A 16,723-nucleotide genomic window follows, 5' to 3' on the forward strand; every position below is an offset into this window, starting at 1 on the left:
ATTTCAGGAAAAGACTAAAACAAAGAAGGCTTTATTTCTTGTTATGATTACTACGTTTGGGACTAAACAGAATATGTATAAGCCTGGATTAGTTCAAAATGATATTACGCTAGAAGAACTGTTTAAATAAAAGGTAGTAAACATTTATCTTGTCGCCAATAGTTCACAAACCCCAATGTTCATATTTCGGCCATCTTAAATAAAGTTCCAACGGTTGGTTGATTCAGATTCGTACTCCATTGACACTGCAGTTGAGCTAATTCTAATTGGTAGGCTAACCGTAGATTAGTTTTTCCTTCTCTAATAGTACAAGCTTTATTTCTATTATATCTGGTTCCGGAACCTGTCATTATGCAAATAACAAAAAAAAGCAAATATACTATCACGCAATTATAAAGAGGTCGAACCAGTAGTATAAGTTAACCAGCCCTCAGAATTCCTCTATTATTTACCATCGTTCATTTGAGTTGACATGAAAAGGTTCAGCAGCGATTTTATTGCCCCTGCTCTGTTTAAAACGGAGGACGGACATTTGTCTGAACAGTGCTGCATTAAAGTAAAGCCAGCCGGATAAATCCAACTGCTTAAAAGCGATGGTGCTTACTGCAATCCTTATGTCACAACAGTTTAATCCAAATATGGTTTGATCACCTGCTGACAATAATCCCAGACTGTCTTTTCATTCGCTGGCGAATAGTATTTATCGTTCGCTTTTTCTTCACCTTTAGGGCCAAAATATTTCCGGTGACGCCTTGCAGTCCGGGCGAAACAGCCGCTAAAATACTACTGCCGGCCGCCTTCTCAATGGATATCATCATGGGGCGCCAAAGGAAATAGATAATTTTCCATTTCAGGGATTTTACTGCTTCACGTCCGGGACTTGTTTGTGTTGATCCGGGATGTACGGTATTAAATGTGATATTACTGATTCCTTGTTTCGGCACTTCGGTAACGAGGCGACGCATTATCCAGATGACGTACAACTTAGAAAAAGCGTAAGCCTTGGACATTGAATAATTCTGCGTTAATTCAATGTCATTGATAGCAGGTTTACCTTCCATTGCGTGGGATGCAGAAGATACTGTTACGACCCGTGCAGATTTGCTTTTTTTCAATACGCTGAGTAATAAGGTTGTTAATAACAGTGGTGCAAACAGATTTTACCATTGTTTCTCCAAGCCTTCAGCAGTCATTTCTCTTTCTCTGTAAACTGTGCACCTGCATTGTTTACGAGTACATCGATATGATCATATTTTGTCTGATCTTTTCTGCGAAGGCTTTCACTTCGGCAAAGAAAGGAAGTCTGCTATAAACATGTCTATTTTATCACTACCAGATTCCTTTTTTATCTCATCATAAGCTGCCTGTCAACCAACTATCTGAGTGAACTACTGCGCAATATTACCGGCATGAGCACACAGCAGCATATTCATGCGTTTATTATAGACAGAGCAAAAGTTTTGCTCACGACAGGTCTTTCTATTAGTGAAATTGCCTATCAGCTTGGCTTCGAGTACCCCGGTTATTTTAACCGGCTTTTTAAAAACAAAACTGGCCGGACACCTGTGGAATTCAGGAATATGAATTGACATAGGTCACCCTATGATATCTGTCATCCGCAAGGGGAATAGCGCGCCCTACGTACAAGGGAGTGACACAACGGCGGCAACATAGTCATACTGCTGCCGGCTACACAACATTAATAAATGCAGTACTGGCTATAAACAAAAAAGGCTTTATGAATTTCTTCATAAAGCCTTTGCATTTCAAAAACCGGTCAAAATAAAAGTGCCGGGGTGTTTAAAGGGAAAGCATCATACCGACAATAATGACGCCTCCACCCGTCCGGGCACGCTATGGTCTGACAATTGCCCCTTTTCTTTATTGCTGAGTAGTTCGAATACATATATTTCACCCCATACAGGATACATGAAGTCTAAAAATTCCTTTGGTGTCTGCACGGTATCAGGATCTGTTTTGCGATACCATTCCGGTGCAGGCCAGCGGATGGACAGGGTATTAGCTCCTTTTCTGAGCAGGGAGATATCCGGGATATCCAGATTTACTGTTGTCCATTTTTCTTCCAGCTGCAATGTTGATAATGGCTCACCGTTCAGCAGTACCCGTATTTCCTGATTTGTACCGGGCGCTCTGGCAATCAGTTTTGCGGAGAAGCCGATGCTTGCATCTGCGATGAATGTGAAATCAGAGCGATGGTTACGAGCCTGATAGTAGTTGAGTTCGGGCAATTCTACGTTGAAAACATCGTAGCTGGTGGCTGAATAACAGGTTTCCAGCAGATCGATGGATTTACCGGGAGCAGGTACGTGTTCTGCGATACGCAGTGCCAGAATATCATCGGCCAGACTTTCACCCGGTGTAGATGCCAATGGCGCCATAGCATCCACCAATGCAATATCCAGCAGTTTCCGACGGCGTTCATGAATAAATCCGAGACCACCTTCATACTGCGTAAAGATGCCGCTTTCGACCACTTCTTCATGCGTTTTGCAGAGGGTGTTCTGTAATCTGCGGGAAGAGAAATCGATAAAGTTGCGCATCACTTCTTTTGCCTGATCGGTCGCATCAGCGGCCTCCTGACAATGATATTGCAGGACTGGCGCTGCCTGTCCGTAGTGTGCGTTATGTACAGCTGCGGCCACATGTGCTACTGCGCGTACTTCATCATCAGGATACAGTCCGCTGTCAGCACTGATGCTCACAGGTGTACCTAATAGTACACCGGCTACTGCTTCTGCAGTAGGATGCATAGACAATTTAATCCCCTGTACTGTCAGGTGACAATAGTCAAGGAAATATTCACGTCCCGGCAGGGAATCAGGAATCGCTTTACTGAACACAGCAGGAAGATCTACCACGGTAATGCCTAAGGAAGGTGCTTCTTTCAGGATGGTTTCTCTTATGACACGGAAGCAGCGTGGTTTGCTTTCTGCGCGACCGTACATAGATGTATCGCGGGCACTTTCCATCAGGCTGCGTGCGGCCTGCCAGTCGCCGGCTTCTTTGCGGCAGATGGCTTTCCACTCATAACCCAGCGGATGTGTCATATCCAGGGCAGTCATGCGGGAAGAGATATTTTCCAGCAGGTCATAGTTATTTGCCCGTAATGCTTCTTCTCCGTTTTCTACCAGTGCAGCCCATTTGGCAGCACCGGAGCCGGTCAGACGGGTTGCATTTTTCTCTTGTGGATTACTATTCCAGTCCCCCAGGTTAAACTCCGGAATAACGAAGGTAACCGGAATGCCGGATTGCGCTGACAATGTATTTACATATTGCAGGAAGCCGGATATCATATCACGGAAACGGGTTTCCAGCAATGCGCGTACGTCGGTCAGCAGTCCGCTGTTCTGCAGGCGACACAGTTCCTGATAATCAGCAGGCGAAACGCTTTCTTTCATTGTGTGCAGCCAGTTATTACCTGCAAAGATCACTACAGCTGCTGGTTTCAGGGCGAGGGCTTCTGGTAGTAAACCTCTTAATATGGGCAGCGAAAGATCTGTTCTGGCGAGGTCAAGTACTTCGGTGTCGAGTGTACCGGGCGCAGCCTGATTCAGCAGTGCTTCCAGTTCTTGTGCAACTGTATAAAACGGATCGTACAGGTATCCTCTTGCAACAGATTCACCGAGGAGGATCACGCGTTTCTTACCGGCTGGTGGCTGCGGAGAGAACTGATGGTTCTTTGCCCACAACCACCAGTCCATGCGTGCGTTTACATCACGCGTATATAACTCTTCTCCCTCTTCTTTACCCAGGGTCCAGATACCGACACGTTCAGGTAATGAGGAGCTGATAGGGTTATTTTCCTGTGCAGCTACAGTTGTTGCAGCAGGGAGGTCCTGTGTACCGGGCAATTGCTCAACACCTAAAGCTGTTGCCAGTGAATTGATTTCGCCGGAAAACGCGGAACCTGCATTTTTATATAACAGAGAGGCAAGCTGGTTTGCCTGTTCTTGCTGGATTGCTATTGTATTGCTCATAAACTGTAGTTGCTTAGATGAAAGTATAAGTGTTACGCTGTGATGCATATTTGGTGGTCATGACGCCGGAAATCCATTCCAGTATTCCCAGCTCATTGTCTTCACGATCAATGATAAAGTCTTCTACTACCAGTACATCTATATTGGTGCTGATGAAGCAGTTGATGGCGTCTTCCGGTGAGCAGACGATTGGTTCACCTTTTACGTTGAACGAAGTGTTCAGGAGGATCGGACAACCGGTCAGCTCGTTGAAGGCTTCCAGCAGGTTGTGGAAACGCGGATTGCTGTTGCGGGTGACCGTCTGTAATCTTGCAGAACCATCTACGTGTGTGATGGCTGGCAGTTCCAGCGGAGATATCACCTGACAGGTTTCCAACATGAAAGGAGATTCATGATCAATATCGAAGTGTTTGCGGTATTCGCTGTCGAGTGCAGCAGGAGCGAAAGGTCTGAATCCTTCTCTTTTCTTCACCATGGCATTGATCTTATCGCGCATTTCTGTATCTCTTGGATCAGCGAGGATAGACCTGGCGCCCAGTGAGCGCGGACCGAATTCCATTCTGCCATGGAACCAGCCGATCACTTTACCTTCTGCGATACGGGCTGCGGTTTCTTTTACCAGTGTATCCTGATCACCTTCGAAGCTGTGGTAGCGAAGCGAAGTAGATTCCAGTACTTTACGGACGTGATTTGCTTCATAGCGGGGGCCGAGATAGACATGACCCAGTTTGCCGGGTTTCATAGGTTCTCCGCTGAGCTTTGTATAAGCCAGACTGGCGGCACCTAATGCACCACCCGCGTCATTGGCGGCAGGTTGTACGAATAGATTTTTAAAGGGTGTATTTTTTATGATTTTACCATTTGCCACGCAATTGAGTGCAACACCACCTGCCATACAAAGGTTTTCGCTACCTGTTTTGCGGTAGAGATATGCTGCTTTGTCGATCAGTATTTCTTCGAGTACTACCTGCAGACTGCGGGCAATATCCATGTGTTCCTGATCAACTGATACACCACGTACCCGGGCAGGTTTGCCGAATAAACCGGCGAAACGGTCTGTGAACATGCGGCTTTCTTCGAGGAAGTCGAAGTATTCCAGATTCAGTTCATATTTTCCGTCATCGAGTATTTTAATCAGCTGGCGGACCTGATTCACGTAAGTGGGTTTGCCATAAGGGGCAAGACCCATTACCTTGTATTCTCCTTCGTTCACTTCGAAGCCGAGGAAGTTGGTGATTGTGCTATATAATAAACCGAGGGAATGCGGATAGCTTACTTCTTCCCAGAGGTCAATATCTGCGCCGTTACCTGTGCCATAGGTTGTTGTGGCCCACTCTCCTACTCCATCTACTGTGAGGATGGCTGCATTGTCAAAACCGGAGTAGTGATAGCTGCTGGCGGCGTGTGACAGGTGATGGTCAAAAAATTCGATCCGTCCTTCATAACCGAGTATGTCGCGGATCTCCTGTTCTACCCAACCCGGGCGGAATTTCTTACGTAATACATCTGAGCGATTCCAGATACCACTCCATAACTGGCGGCCCAGTTTCTTGGCAGGATCTTCATAAAACGCGATACAATCAACATCATTGATACCAATACCTGCTTCTTTGAGGCAGTATTTCAGCGCCATCCGTGGAATTGCGTCATCTGCCTTGAGTCTTGAAAATCTTTCTTCTTCTGCTGCGTATTTCAACTTGCCATCCTGTACGAGGCAACAAGCAGAATCATGATAGAGGGCTGAAATGCCGATTATATTCAATGCCATAAGACTAGAATTTGTAATAGTTTTAAAAGGGTCAATCCATATTTATGGAAAAGTCATGAATGGTTTGTTGTATGCTGGCTACCTGTTTTTCCAGTGAGGAGCGTTCTTTTTTACTGGCTGTTTTTTTCAGCAGATCCATTTTGAATCCGGCCAGTAGTTCGAGGTTACCGAGCATGCCTTTTTTATCCATCAGCTGATCATCAATAGAGGCGGCGATCTGTTGAAATTGTTTCAGTCCGTAGTCAATTGCTTCTACGTCATTCAGTGTAGACAGATAGCGCAGGTATTTCACCAGATAATCTTGTTTCTGGCGGTCACGCTGTCTGGATACGATGGATAGAAATGCCTGATTATCTTTTGGGTCTTCATTGCCCAGATAGATATCCAGTATTGTGCTGGCCATTTCGTTGTCTTCGAGGAAGGGCGTCAGCTGTTGTGCGGCCAGTTGTTTATCCAGCTTATTCAATCCTATCAGTGCGGAGGCGACTACGTTATAGGATGAATCTTTCAGTGACTGTACGAACAGTTGTTTGTAAGCAGGATCTTTCAGGCTGCGTAATGCTTTGACGGCGGCCTGTCTCACCAGAGGTTCTGCATCATAGCGTGCGAGGCTGTCTATGGTACCGGCATATGCTTTACGGGTGTCTGTATTTTCGAGGTCCGTATACTGAACGGCAATTTTCCGGAGTCCGTCATTGGCATCATGCAGGGCTGTCCGCAAAAATGCGCGGGCCAGTGCACTGGTATCCTGCGCTTGTACGCAGGCTTTGAGGGCTTCTCTTCTATCGAGGTAATTGCCGGCATATTTATACTGATAAAGAAAGGCTTCGAGTGATTTTCTGTCTGTCTTCTTACAGATCAGGTGTTTACCAGCATCTACATTTACCAGTGCGGGTCTGGTGTTTTTATCAGGATAAGAAAGGGTGAATACCTGTGAACGGCTGTTTACTTTTATGTCTTGTGTGGTGCGTTTACCATTTGTATAAAGGTCCACTTTCAGGGGGAGCGTAAAGATGTCGCCTTTTTGTTGCTGATCGATTTTGATGGCTACTGTACCTGCGACATCGTTGTATTCGTAGGAGATATCCAGTACAGGAAATCCGTCACGGTAGAACCATTGATCCCAAAACCATTTCAGGTCGTTGCCGCTGGCTTTTTCGAATGCTGTCCGCAGGTCTTCTGCATCCACGGCTTTGAAAGCATTTTCAGACAGGTAGCTCCGCAGGGCGGCAAAAAATTTATCTTCTCCAACGAGGTCACGTAGCATACTAAGTATGTTGCCTCCTTTTTCATAGGTGACAGCGTCAAACAGCTCTGTTTCATCTTTGTATGTTTTATATATCAACGGATGATCGTGTCCTTCTTTTTGCTGCTGGAAATACTTCAGCATGGATTCATAGGAATGGTGATGTGCTGCGTCTTTGCCGTAGGCATATTCACCCCAGAGTACTTCTCCGAAATTGGCGAAGGATTCGTTCAGGGCGAGTTGTGACCATTCTTCGCAGGTAACGAGATCACCAAACCATTGATGAAAAAGCTCATGTGGAATGATCCATTTTGCGTCTTCATCTCCCAGCAGGGCTCTTGGATTTCTGCGCAGCAGATCGCCGAAAAGGGTGGCGGTTGTATTTTCCATACCACCGGAGAAATAATCCTTTACGACGATCTGTGCGTACCCCGGCCAGGGGTATTTGTAGCCCAGTTTTTCAGAGAAGAAGCTGAGCATCTTCGGGGTAGCACCAAAGATCTGTTTTGCATAGGTGCTGTATTCCGGTTCCATGTAATAATCGACCGGGACACCATTCCAGTTGTCGTGGACAACATCGAATTTTCCTACAGCCAGCATAAACAGATAAGGTGCGTGAGGCGAAGTCATTGACCAGATATCGGTGCGGGTACCGTCCGCTTGTTCCTGTTGGTCTTTTAAGACGCCGTTTGACAGGGAGCGATATTTTGCAGGTACAGTGATACTGATCTCGGATGTACTGCGTTGATCCGGCTTGTCGATCGTCGGAAACCATGAGGAAGCACCGGAGGTTTCACCCTGTGTCCATACCTGAAACAGAGGACCATCCTTGTCGTTTCCTGCGGGAATAAAGTAAATCCCTTTTGTGGTTTGTACCGGCCCGGCTACACCACCCGTTAATGCATCGGGTTTGGCGGTGTATGCGATATGTACCGTGTACTGTTCGTCTTTACCGTATGATCTGTCCAGCTTTATCAGCAATTGTGTGCCGGTTGATTTATACGGCAAAGGCAGACTTGCTTTACCTTTTTGCAGGGTGACGGTTGTCACGTCCATGCTTTTCGCATCCAGTATCAGGGAATCCTGCCGGGGCAGGGCTGCCTGCAAAGTGATCCAGGCTTTCCCATGTACGAGGTGCTGCGGATAATCAAACGATATATCCAGTCGTGTATGCACCAGACGGGCATACTCCGGAGGGGCGTCTGCCGGAAATGCGACAGCAGACAGCCGGTATACCTGTAGGCATGCAGCAAGTACTGCGCTACGGCATACATTAGTTAACAGACCCATAAAAAGATGTTTTAATAAAGAGAAAGGGGGATCCCGGAAGCCTGTCGGGGTACTTCCGGGATTATTAGAAAAAGGCGGGGTAACAACTTATTGGCTTACTTACCTGTGATTAGTTTTCTTTCTTTACGCGATCTTTTTCATCTTTTGTACTATCTCCACGTTTTGCTACTTTCAGTTTTGTGTTACCAAACATGTAAGTAAAGGTCAGCCAGGCGACACGTGTTTCAAACCGGTTGAGGATGGCTACGTCCACGTTGTTGTAAACGGCTCTTCCTTTGAAACGATTTGTGTTGAATACGTCGCTTACTCTCAAACGTATACTACCTTTTTTGTTCAGGACATTCTGTTTCAGTCCTACATCCAGTTTGTACTGTGCTTCTGCTTTTATGAAGCCATACAGCCATGGGGAGAGATAGAAACCTCCTACATCCAGGAACAGGTTTTTGGTGAGTTTAAAGGATTGATAGATGTTGATGTTAACGTCATAGTTATCAAAGTTGCGATAGCTGCCGGCGTTATCGTCTATGTACTGGCTACGATTGAAGGTCACTGTGTTGTCGGTTGACCACCAGTCTGTGATGTCTTTTGAATAGGAAACGCTGGCTGACACCGTATGTAATTTCTCAAGATTACGCAGGAAAGATTTGGTGGCATTGGTACCTGCTTCCTGCTGAATGTCTTCTGCTATCACGTCTTTTGTAAGACCGTAGCGTGCGACAAATGTAACTTCGTTTCTCCATGAGTACGTAGCTTCAAATGAATGTGTATAAGCGGGTTTTAAGTAAGGATTACCTTCGCGGAAAGTATAACGGTCATCATAAAACCGGAAGGGGTTCAGATCCTGATAGCTGGGTCTTTCGATGCGTTTACTATAAGAGACCATCAGTTCATGATCTTTCGCCAGTTTACGGCTCAGGAACAAGCTGGGGAACAGATTGGTGTAGGAACGTTCTGTACGGGTATTCAGGGTCACTGAATTACCGTCAGAATTGGTTTGTTCTACACGTAAGCCTGCCTGCAGACTTGTTTTGCTCCATTTTTTACTGAAGTTCAGGTACCCTGCATTGATATTCTCCTTGTAGATGAAATGGTTCGTCTGAGATTTGGAAATGATCCATTCACCACTAAGCAAAGAGTCAAAGCGGGCATCATTATCTGTAGATACGAAGCTTGTTTTGAGACCAGCTTCGATCTTCGCCTGTCTGGCCAGTGGATATACCAGATCGGTTTTAGCGGCGAAGACTTTTACGATCGTGGGAAAGTAGTTGCGTACATAATCAGGTTCTCCGATATTAACACCCTGACTGTCGTATAGGGTATTGACGAAGTTTCTGTTGATGTTGTTGCGGAAACGCGAGTAATCGACGTCTACGCCTAACTCTCTTCCCAGTGTATCCAGTTTGCCGCGGTAATTAAAGTTACCGCCGATGTTATTAAAGCCTGATTTCTCACGGGCGTTAGCAGTCATCATGGAATCCACTTTCAGTTTTTCTGTGCGGATATTCGTAGTGTTGTCAACTTTTGTGCGTTGATCATTGGCGTACCCCATTACCTGCAAGCCAATAGCATGAGAGGGGTTGATGTTGTAGACGATACCGGCTTTATAGTTGTGAGTACCCAGTTCATTGTGGGTTTCACCGGAGCGGCCAAAGAAGGTACTGCTGACATCATTTCTGACGTCTCTGTCAATATCGAGGTATTTGACAGAGTGATTGAAGGAATAAGTGTAGTCGCCTGTGAGGTTGACTTTATTCTTTTTGTAGTTCAGGGTAATGCCACCTCTATATTTTTCTCTCCGGCCGTAACCGAAGCCACCGGTAACGGTACCATTGAAGCCTGCGCTACCGTTTTGCTTTGTTCTGATATTGATCACTCCACCAGTACCTGCGGCGTCGTATTTAGCGCCCGGCTGAGAGATAATCTCTATTGTAGCGATTGTGTTGGAGGGCATGCTTTTCAGCAGGTTGCTGACCTGTGCGGCAGACAGATAAGTTGGCTTACCATCTATCATGATCAGGGGACTACTTTTTCCGTATAGCTGGACTTTGTCATTGTTGGAGATTGTCACACCCGGCGCCAGTTGCAGTAGTTCCAGAGCGGTACTACCGGTCGCCAGCAGGCTGTTTTCAATGTTCATGACTGTTTTATCCAGTTTACGTTCTATCAGTGGTTTTTTGCCGGCAACAACGACTTCTTTGATATTGCTGACATTCTGTTCCATTGAGAGGCTACCGAGGTCCGGCGGGCTGGCAGCTGCATTTAGTGTCAGGGGCTTCCGGATCGTCTTGTATCCTACAAGGGAAACATGCAGTACGTAGCTGCCGTCGGGAATAGTACCCAGGTCGAAAACGCCGCTGGCATCGCTCACCACTGTCTTTACCAGACTCGTATCAGAGGCCCTGAGCAGGCTGACGGTGGCAAACTCTAATGCTGTACCACCAGTACCGGATAAACGTCCTTTCAGCCCGTTTCCGGCGGCCGGTTGCTGTGCATACATGCTACCTGAGAAGATCAGTAGCAGGAATGACAGCAACCAGTACGGCGTCTTTACATTATAGAAAATCTGCATAACAATTGTTATTTGAGGTAATGATTGTTTCCCAAACTTAATTTGCAGAAAAGATGGGTTAAAAACTGTTACACCAACCGGGATTTTTTAAGTACCAAAACCGGTGGTCAGGATTCGATGATATCCTCCGTACATAAGGGTTTGACTCTAATTGTTTCACTTTCCGGCACTTGCATCGCCAGATGCACTTTATAGCCGTCCATCAGAACGAGGTCATAAAGGTGCCAGGTATGTCCGGCGAGGTTGGCACAACCATTCTGGACAAGAATGTCTTTGACCGGAAAGTTGAGGCCTGAGCCTTCTGCTTTTACCAGCGCTTCTTTCTGTGTCCAGAGGTTATAGAAAGCGTCCTGTTCCAGTCCGGGATAGCGGTAGATCTCTTCCAGTTCCTTTTCAGAGAACATGCTTTCAAAGTCTTCCAGACATACCGGTTTTACGGCTTCGATATCGATTCCGATCCTGTTATGTTCTGCGATGGCGCAGATCACATAATCACCGGAGTGGGAGATATTGAAGTCGAGGTTTGTATTTTCAAAAAAGGGTCGCTGATAAGCGGAGAACTTGATGTCATTCAGCGACAAATGTCCGTACCCTAACTGCCGTAACGCGTACAGCAGCAGCATGCGACCGAGGAGACTGGCCTGTGCATCGTGCCGGTGCACCAGCCTGCTCAACCGGTTCACAAACTGACCGGGCATCAAACGCAACCAGGCCTTATAGATGGCTTCGGGCAGCGGGCTGTTTTCACAGTAATAAACGTACACCATAAAAAAAGATTCAGGTTAAACCAATACAGATTCATAGAGCAGTTCTTTTTCTCCGAACAGGCGCTCGGCTACAATACCTTCTTTACGGCATTCAGCGACCAATCTGTTGGATGCTACGATAGGGTTAGCCCGCTCATCGTAACGGATACTGCTGATAAATTCAAGCCATGGCTCCAGCCCCATTGCGTAAACATATACTTCAGCCGGCGAGAGGGCTTTTACCAGATCTATTCCACGTTGGTAATCAGACCCTGCCAATCGTCGGGAGAAATCTTTCTCCCGCGACAGTTCTTCTGTCAGCAAAGGTCCATACAACCAGGTCAGAGGGGCACCATCGCATTCCATTCCGAGGAAGAGTACATCGACGTCTCCGATCACTTTTTGTACGTGCTGATACAAGCGGGGTTCTACATTGCAGGAGTCTGCACAGAAAAGCACGGAGAAACCATCTGTTTTTACGTGATAGCAGCTCTTGGTGTTGATGTTCAGATCGCAATGTTCTCCAATGAAAGGAATGCCGGTGATGGTACAATCGCCCAGTGTGATATCGTCAAGGTTACCGATCTCAATGACGTTTTTAAATCCGATTTCTTTAAACATCAGTTTGAGACAGGGATCCTGCAGTGATCCTGAAGTTGTTTTGGGGATCACAAGGTGTTTAATCTTATGCCTTAAGGGCAATAATGTTTCGAAGAGGATGTGATCCTGATGGTTGTGTGTGATCAGCACGTAGTCGATTTCATCGGGCAGATCCACATCAGAAAACCTGTCTACTTCATGCTGGTATCCATAATAGGCAACCAGAGGGTCAACCAGAATGGAAGTGTTTTTAGTTTCTAACAGGATACAGGCATGACCGAAGTAACGCATCCTGATTCTGTCTCCATCATAAGGCTCGTAGGGAACCGGGGCTTCTTCGGTAAAAAAAGATGCGAACAATGCAGGATCACTGATATCAAAATCGACCGTTTCCATCAGTTCTTCCATGGTAGAAGGTTCTCTTTTCATGCGGGACACCGCATCAATAAAGGGGTGACGGAACGGGATTCCGAGGTTCAGTACGTTGGGTTCTTCTAATCGGGGTGTACTGAGAACAAAGGGTCTTTCATCATTTTCCGTGATCCACATGGAAATACTTTGGAGGCTTTCGTCATATATAGGGCTTTTGTAGAGTAATGCTTCTATCAGGCGGAAAGAAGGGTTATTATTCAGGTCATATACCAGTTCGACATATCCTTTGAGAATGTCGGGTACTTTTTCGTATAAAGGTTCCAGAGAGGTGCCTTTATCATATTGTTTCAGTAAGGCGTCCAGTTCTTTGATGGCTGCAGTAAATTCCAGCTGCGAAGCGCCTTTCTGCTTTGTACCCTCCCGTAGTTGTTTAATTTCTTCCACGCGGTTAGTCGCATAATCCATAAAGGGGCCTCCCAACAGTTTCGGGTTCTTTGCTGCTGCTGCATGGATGGCAGGCGCCTGTACGTAGGAGTCCATAATCTTCAGGTGTCTGCCTACGATATTCATGGCGCCTGTTGCCGGAGATATCAGGTGCGACCAGGCGTACCACTGAAAATAAAGTGGCTCCAACACTACATTAGGCTTGAGGTATAACGGCCTGTTATTCATAATTAATTTATTAGACGTTTAGCGTTTGTTTAATGAGACGTGCAATATCGAATGCACGGTCGAAGATGAAGAAGTGGTTACCCGGATAGGATATAACATCAATCGGCGCCACTGTTTCCATTTGCCACTGTTCTGCTTCTTCGCGGGTGACAAATTCATCATATCCGATGATTACGGTAACAGGTATGTCGAAGGGTGTGGTTTCTTCGTAGTTATATTTTTCAATGGCCTCGAAATCGGCGCGGAGAATGGGTTCAAAATAATGTTGCAGTTCTTCGTTCTGCAATATTTCATCCGGACTACCACCAAGGTCTTTCAGTGCACTCCAGAACTCGTTTTTAGGTAGTTTATGTCTGCCCGGCAGTTTAGACTTACTGGCGGGAGCGCCACAACCTGACAGGAACAATCTTGCCGGAGGTGGCAGATCGGCGTCCAAGGCCATGCGAGTAACCAGATAGGCCAGCATAGCGCCCATACTATGACCGTAGAAAGCGTAGGGCTCATTCAGGCCGGAGCGGATCTGATTAAAAATATCTGCGGCCATCTGGTGCAGGTCTTTTATGAGAGGTTCTCTTATCCGCCTTCCCCTGCCGGGCGGCTCAAGCGGAATCCATCGTACGCCTTCATTCATATAGATTTCGAAGGGTTTCAGAGAGTAGACGCTGCCTCCTGCAAAGGGAATCGAAAAAATATTCATGGGATTTATTTTACGAGTTCAGGTTGTTTTGCATGCTGCAGTTTCACATCTCTTGCTACTTTACCAAAATCGAAGTGCAGGATGCGGTCTGCCTGTCCGTAGTATTTGTCATCATGGGTTACGGCGATGACTGTTTTATTCATTTGTTTTAATACCGGAATGATCTGTTCGTAGAAGTAGGCTCTGAAATGCGGGTCTTGTTCGGCTGCCCATTCATCCAATACCATGACATCCCTTTTTTCCATCAGGGCGTAGATCAGGGCGAGGCGTTTGCGCTGCCCCATGGACAGTTTATTGTCTATCGATTTCTTCTGATGGTCGAAGCGTACGACATCTTCAAGTTCCATCATCGTGAGATATTTCTGTAGTACGGGGTTGTTTTCGTCCAGGTCAAAACCATCGTAGTTTTCATTGAACAGGTAAACACCGGTAAATATTGCCGACAGACGGTCGCTGTAATGCGGGTAGCTGTTCATGACAAGGGCTTGTCCGTTATAGAGCAGTGAACCTTGAGTTGGCATATAGATACCTGTCAGCAGATTAATGAAGGTACTTTTACCGCTGCCGTTGCCTCCCGTTATGAATATAACTTCTCCCTTTTTGATGGAGATATTAAAAGGACCAGCAGCAAACAATTTGTTACCGGCGGCATCTTTGTATTCGTAGGCCGCGTTTTTGAATTCAAGCCCAGTGAAACTGCGGGACAATTCTACCGGTTGCTCTTCGAGATCATACTGCGGATAGGTGTCTATTTCTTTTTCCAATCCGTCAATTCTTTCAACCGCTATTTTCAGGCGGGTAAAGAAGGGCACCGACGAGATCAGAGTAGCCAGAGGCCCCATGATATACAGGATAGTGAATACAAAAGCGGTAATACGTGCGGAGGGTATATTCAGTACCTGGGGCATCACAAACAGTATCAATCCAATTACTACATACCAGCTATAGTTGCCTGTGAGTTCGTTTACAAGATAACGTACTGAGGTGCGGTCATTGAGTTCTTTACTACCCAGCAGGGTGCGTTTGATATACCGTTCGTAAATGCTGTTGTTTCTGTTCAGACTCATTTTTATTTCCCGGAAGCCATTCAGAAAGTCGCGCAGATAGCGGTGATAATCATTCTGCAGGTCCCGGACTTCATTGAGTTGTTTTTCTATCGAATTGTTGCGCAACAGATAAAAAGCGAGCAGCAACCCCATAAAGAAGAGAACCATTGCGCCAGCTTTCCACGATAGCCAGAACATGTAGGAAAGTCCGCAGAGAATAATGACGATAGAATTGACTGCGTTGACAAAGTTGGAAGGTACCTGTGCCAGCAGGCGGGTATCCTGTATGGCGGTGTACACTCTTTGTGCGCCCAGCTTTTCAAAAGATTCAAAGGTGGATACCCTGAGCTTATCGATTACCCCGGATTCATACTCAAACACGATACTGTTTGTCAATCTCGCAATATAAGTCTGAAAGGTTTTATTCAGCAGGAAGGACACTACCAGTAATCCGGCGTACACCCAGCTTTGCGGGGCTACTATAAAAGGCAGCCCCACGCCGGCGATAACATTGTTGATGAACACCATGATACTACCATATACCAGGCTATTTACAATTCCCAGCAAGGCGATCATAACAAAAAAGCTGCCTGACTTGTACTTCAGTAATCTAATAAGGTTCATGATAAACACGGTTAATGAATGAAACTTCTGGAATATCCCAGTTGAAATAAATATGCGGGTAAGCGGGTATCTTTTATTATACTGTAATGGTCACCTTGCAGGCGATGATAATCGAAGCTACCCGTTGTGAACAGTTGCCAGTTCTCCATCAGTGGAGCATCCCGACCGTCTGCCTCAAAAGCGACGATATCACCTTTTATCTTACCAGCGGGCTGATAGGCATACATGATATTGCAGGATGACCGGTACATTTTCTTCAGGTGTGCTTCCTGTGGCAGTTCACCATCTGATAGCCCCCAGCTGCGTAGTTCGCGGACGAAGCGTTGTTCCAATATATCATCTGCGGGCAGGATTTTTATTCCCGTTGTATGTGCCGGTGCTTCTTTATCCAGCAAGAGGAGTGTTACGATCTTACCTGCTGTTTCCAGCTGACGGGCTGTTTCATAAGCGATTAGTGCGCCCATCGAATAGCCCATCAGCATGTATTCTTCCGCCGGCACTTTTTCAAGCAGTTGCTGTACGAAAGTGTCTGCCATTTCCTCAACAGAAGCAGCGAATTCACCACCATCGAAACCTTTGTATTGCATGCCGTAGCAGGCATACTGTTCTTCCAGTTGTTCAGCCAGTTGTTTATAGATAGTGGCAGAACCGATAACAGGCGGAATGAAGATCAGCGGAGGCGTTTCTGTTTCCTGTGAATTGTTTAGCGGGAACAGCAGGTTTCAGCTGTTTCTTCCGGTTTTTTCGAGGAATGTGGCCAATGATGCTATATCAGGATATTCATATAGTTCTTATGCTTGCCCGGCGATTAAAGGCCTTTGCGACTCTTACCATCAGACGTATTCCTTTTAAGGAATGGCCACCCAATGCGAAGAAATTGTCATGGATACCGATCGGGCTACGTTGCAGCAATTCCTCCCATATAACAGTCAGTTCTCTTTCTGTCGCTGTACGAGGTGCTTCATATACCGTGGTAGCAGCAATATCCGGATCAGGCAATTTTTTACGGTCTACTTTGCCGTTAGCGGTGAGTGGCAGGCTTTGTACTGTAATGTTATATGAAGGGTGCATATAGCGGGGCAATTTATTGCGCAG

Annotated in this window: 12 protein-coding genes; 1 reads left to right on the forward strand and 11 read right to left on the reverse strand. The window is 46.2% G+C overall.

What is annotated here, in order from left to right; translation table 11 throughout:
• Positions 1-647: 647 nt before the first annotated feature.
• On the reverse strand, positions 648-1,157 hold the full coding sequence (locus tag FEF09_RS28790) for an NAD-dependent epimerase/dehydratase family protein (protein ID WP_146308282.1): 510 nt from the start codon (positions 1,155-1,157) through the stop codon (positions 648-650).
• A 207-nt stretch (positions 1,158-1,364) separates the two neighbouring features.
• Here FEF09_RS28790 and FEF09_RS28795 point away from each other — a divergent pair, with 207 nt between their 5' ends.
• Positions 1,365-1,589 (forward strand): helix-turn-helix domain-containing protein, encoded by a 225-nt coding sequence (locus FEF09_RS28795; protein ID WP_261387878.1) that lies wholly within the window; start codon positions 1,365-1,367, stop codon positions 1,587-1,589.
• Between the two features lie 225 nt (positions 1,590-1,814).
• On the opposite strand, the gene FEF09_RS28800 is transcribed toward FEF09_RS28795, so the two are convergent.
• From FEF09_RS28800 to FEF09_RS28845, 10 genes are all read right to left on the reverse strand, one after another.
• Complete coding sequence (locus FEF09_RS28800) at positions 1,815-3,998, reverse strand: hypothetical protein (protein WP_146308283.1); 2,184 nt, start codon at positions 3,996-3,998, stop codon at positions 1,815-1,817.
• Between the two features lie 13 nt (positions 3,999-4,011).
• Entirely contained in the window at positions 4,012-5,766 is a 1,755-nt protein-coding gene (locus FEF09_RS28805; RefSeq protein ID WP_146308284.1) for a carbamoyltransferase, read from the reverse strand.
• A 31-nt stretch (positions 5,767-5,797) separates the two neighbouring features.
• On the reverse strand, positions 5,798-8,302 hold the full coding sequence (locus FEF09_RS28810) for a M1 family aminopeptidase (RefSeq protein ID WP_146308285.1): 2,505 nt from the start codon (positions 8,300-8,302) through the stop codon (positions 5,798-5,800).
• 109 nt (positions 8,303-8,411) lie between these two features.
• The gene (locus FEF09_RS28815; RefSeq protein WP_146308286.1) at positions 8,412-10,871 is read right to left on the reverse strand and encodes a TonB-dependent receptor domain-containing protein; all 2,460 of its coding nucleotides are present in this window, start codon (positions 10,869-10,871) and stop codon (positions 8,412-8,414) included.
• A gap of 107 nt (positions 10,872-10,978) precedes the next feature.
• A complete protein-coding gene (locus FEF09_RS28820) occupies positions 10,979-11,638 on the reverse strand; it encodes a 4'-phosphopantetheinyl transferase family protein (RefSeq protein ID WP_146308287.1) in 660 nt (219 codons plus the stop codon).
• Positions 11,639-11,653: 15 nt separating this feature from the next.
• Positions 11,654-13,261 (reverse strand): MBL fold metallo-hydrolase, encoded by a 1,608-nt coding sequence (locus FEF09_RS28825; RefSeq protein WP_146308288.1) that lies wholly within the window; start codon positions 13,259-13,261, stop codon positions 11,654-11,656.
• Between the two features lie 10 nt (positions 13,262-13,271).
• On the reverse strand, positions 13,272-13,958 hold the full coding sequence (locus tag FEF09_RS28830; RefSeq protein ID WP_146308289.1) for a thioesterase II family protein: 687 nt from the start codon (positions 13,956-13,958) through the stop codon (positions 13,272-13,274).
• A 5-nt stretch (positions 13,959-13,963) separates the two neighbouring features.
• Positions 13,964-15,628 carry a cyclic peptide export ABC transporter gene (locus tag FEF09_RS28835; RefSeq protein WP_146308290.1) on the reverse strand — a complete coding sequence of 555 codons (1,665 nt, stop codon included), beginning with the start codon at positions 15,626-15,628 and terminating at the stop codon, positions 13,964-13,966.
• Positions 15,629-15,639: 11 nt separating this feature from the next.
• Complete coding sequence (locus FEF09_RS28840) at positions 15,640-16,347, reverse strand: alpha/beta fold hydrolase (protein ID WP_146308291.1); 708 nt, start codon at positions 16,345-16,347, stop codon at positions 15,640-15,642.
• 61 nt (positions 16,348-16,408) lie between these two features.
• A partial coding sequence (locus tag FEF09_RS28845) for a phosphopantetheine-binding protein (RefSeq protein ID WP_222597241.1) occupies positions 16,409-16,723 on the reverse strand: 315 nt, incomplete at its 5' end.

The organism is Chitinophaga pinensis, assembly GCF_007896845.1.
GTDB lineage: Bacteria > Bacteroidota > Bacteroidia > Chitinophagales > Chitinophagaceae > Chitinophaga > Chitinophaga pinensis_C.

Coding starts and splice junctions, on each gene's coding strand:
- FEF09_RS28825 (WP_146308288.1), bottom strand. CDS start 13,261: ATGAATAACAGGCCGTTATACCTCAAGCCTAATGTAGTGTTGGAGCCA.
- FEF09_RS28820 (WP_146308287.1), bottom strand. CDS start 11,638: ATGGTGTACGTTTATTACTGTGAAAACAGCCCGCTGCCCGAAGCCATC.
- FEF09_RS28805 (WP_146308284.1), bottom strand. CDS start 5,766: ATGGCATTGAATATAATCGGCATTTCAGCCCTCTATCATGATTCTGCT.
- FEF09_RS28835 (WP_146308290.1), bottom strand. CDS start 15,628: ATGAACCTTATTAGATTACTGAAGTACAAGTCAGGCAGCTTTTTTGTT.
- FEF09_RS28810 (WP_146308285.1), bottom strand. CDS start 8,302: ATGGGTCTGTTAACTAATGTATGCCGTAGCGCAGTACTTGCTGCATGC.
- FEF09_RS28815 (WP_146308286.1), bottom strand. CDS start 10,871: ATGCAGATTTTCTATAATGTAAAGACGCCGTACTGGTTGCTGTCATTC.
- FEF09_RS28800 (WP_146308283.1), bottom strand. CDS start 3,998: ATGAGCAATACAATAGCAATCCAGCAAGAACAGGCAAACCAGCTTGCC.
- FEF09_RS28830 (WP_146308289.1), bottom strand. CDS start 13,958: ATGAATATTTTTTCGATTCCCTTTGCAGGAGGCAGCGTCTACTCTCTG.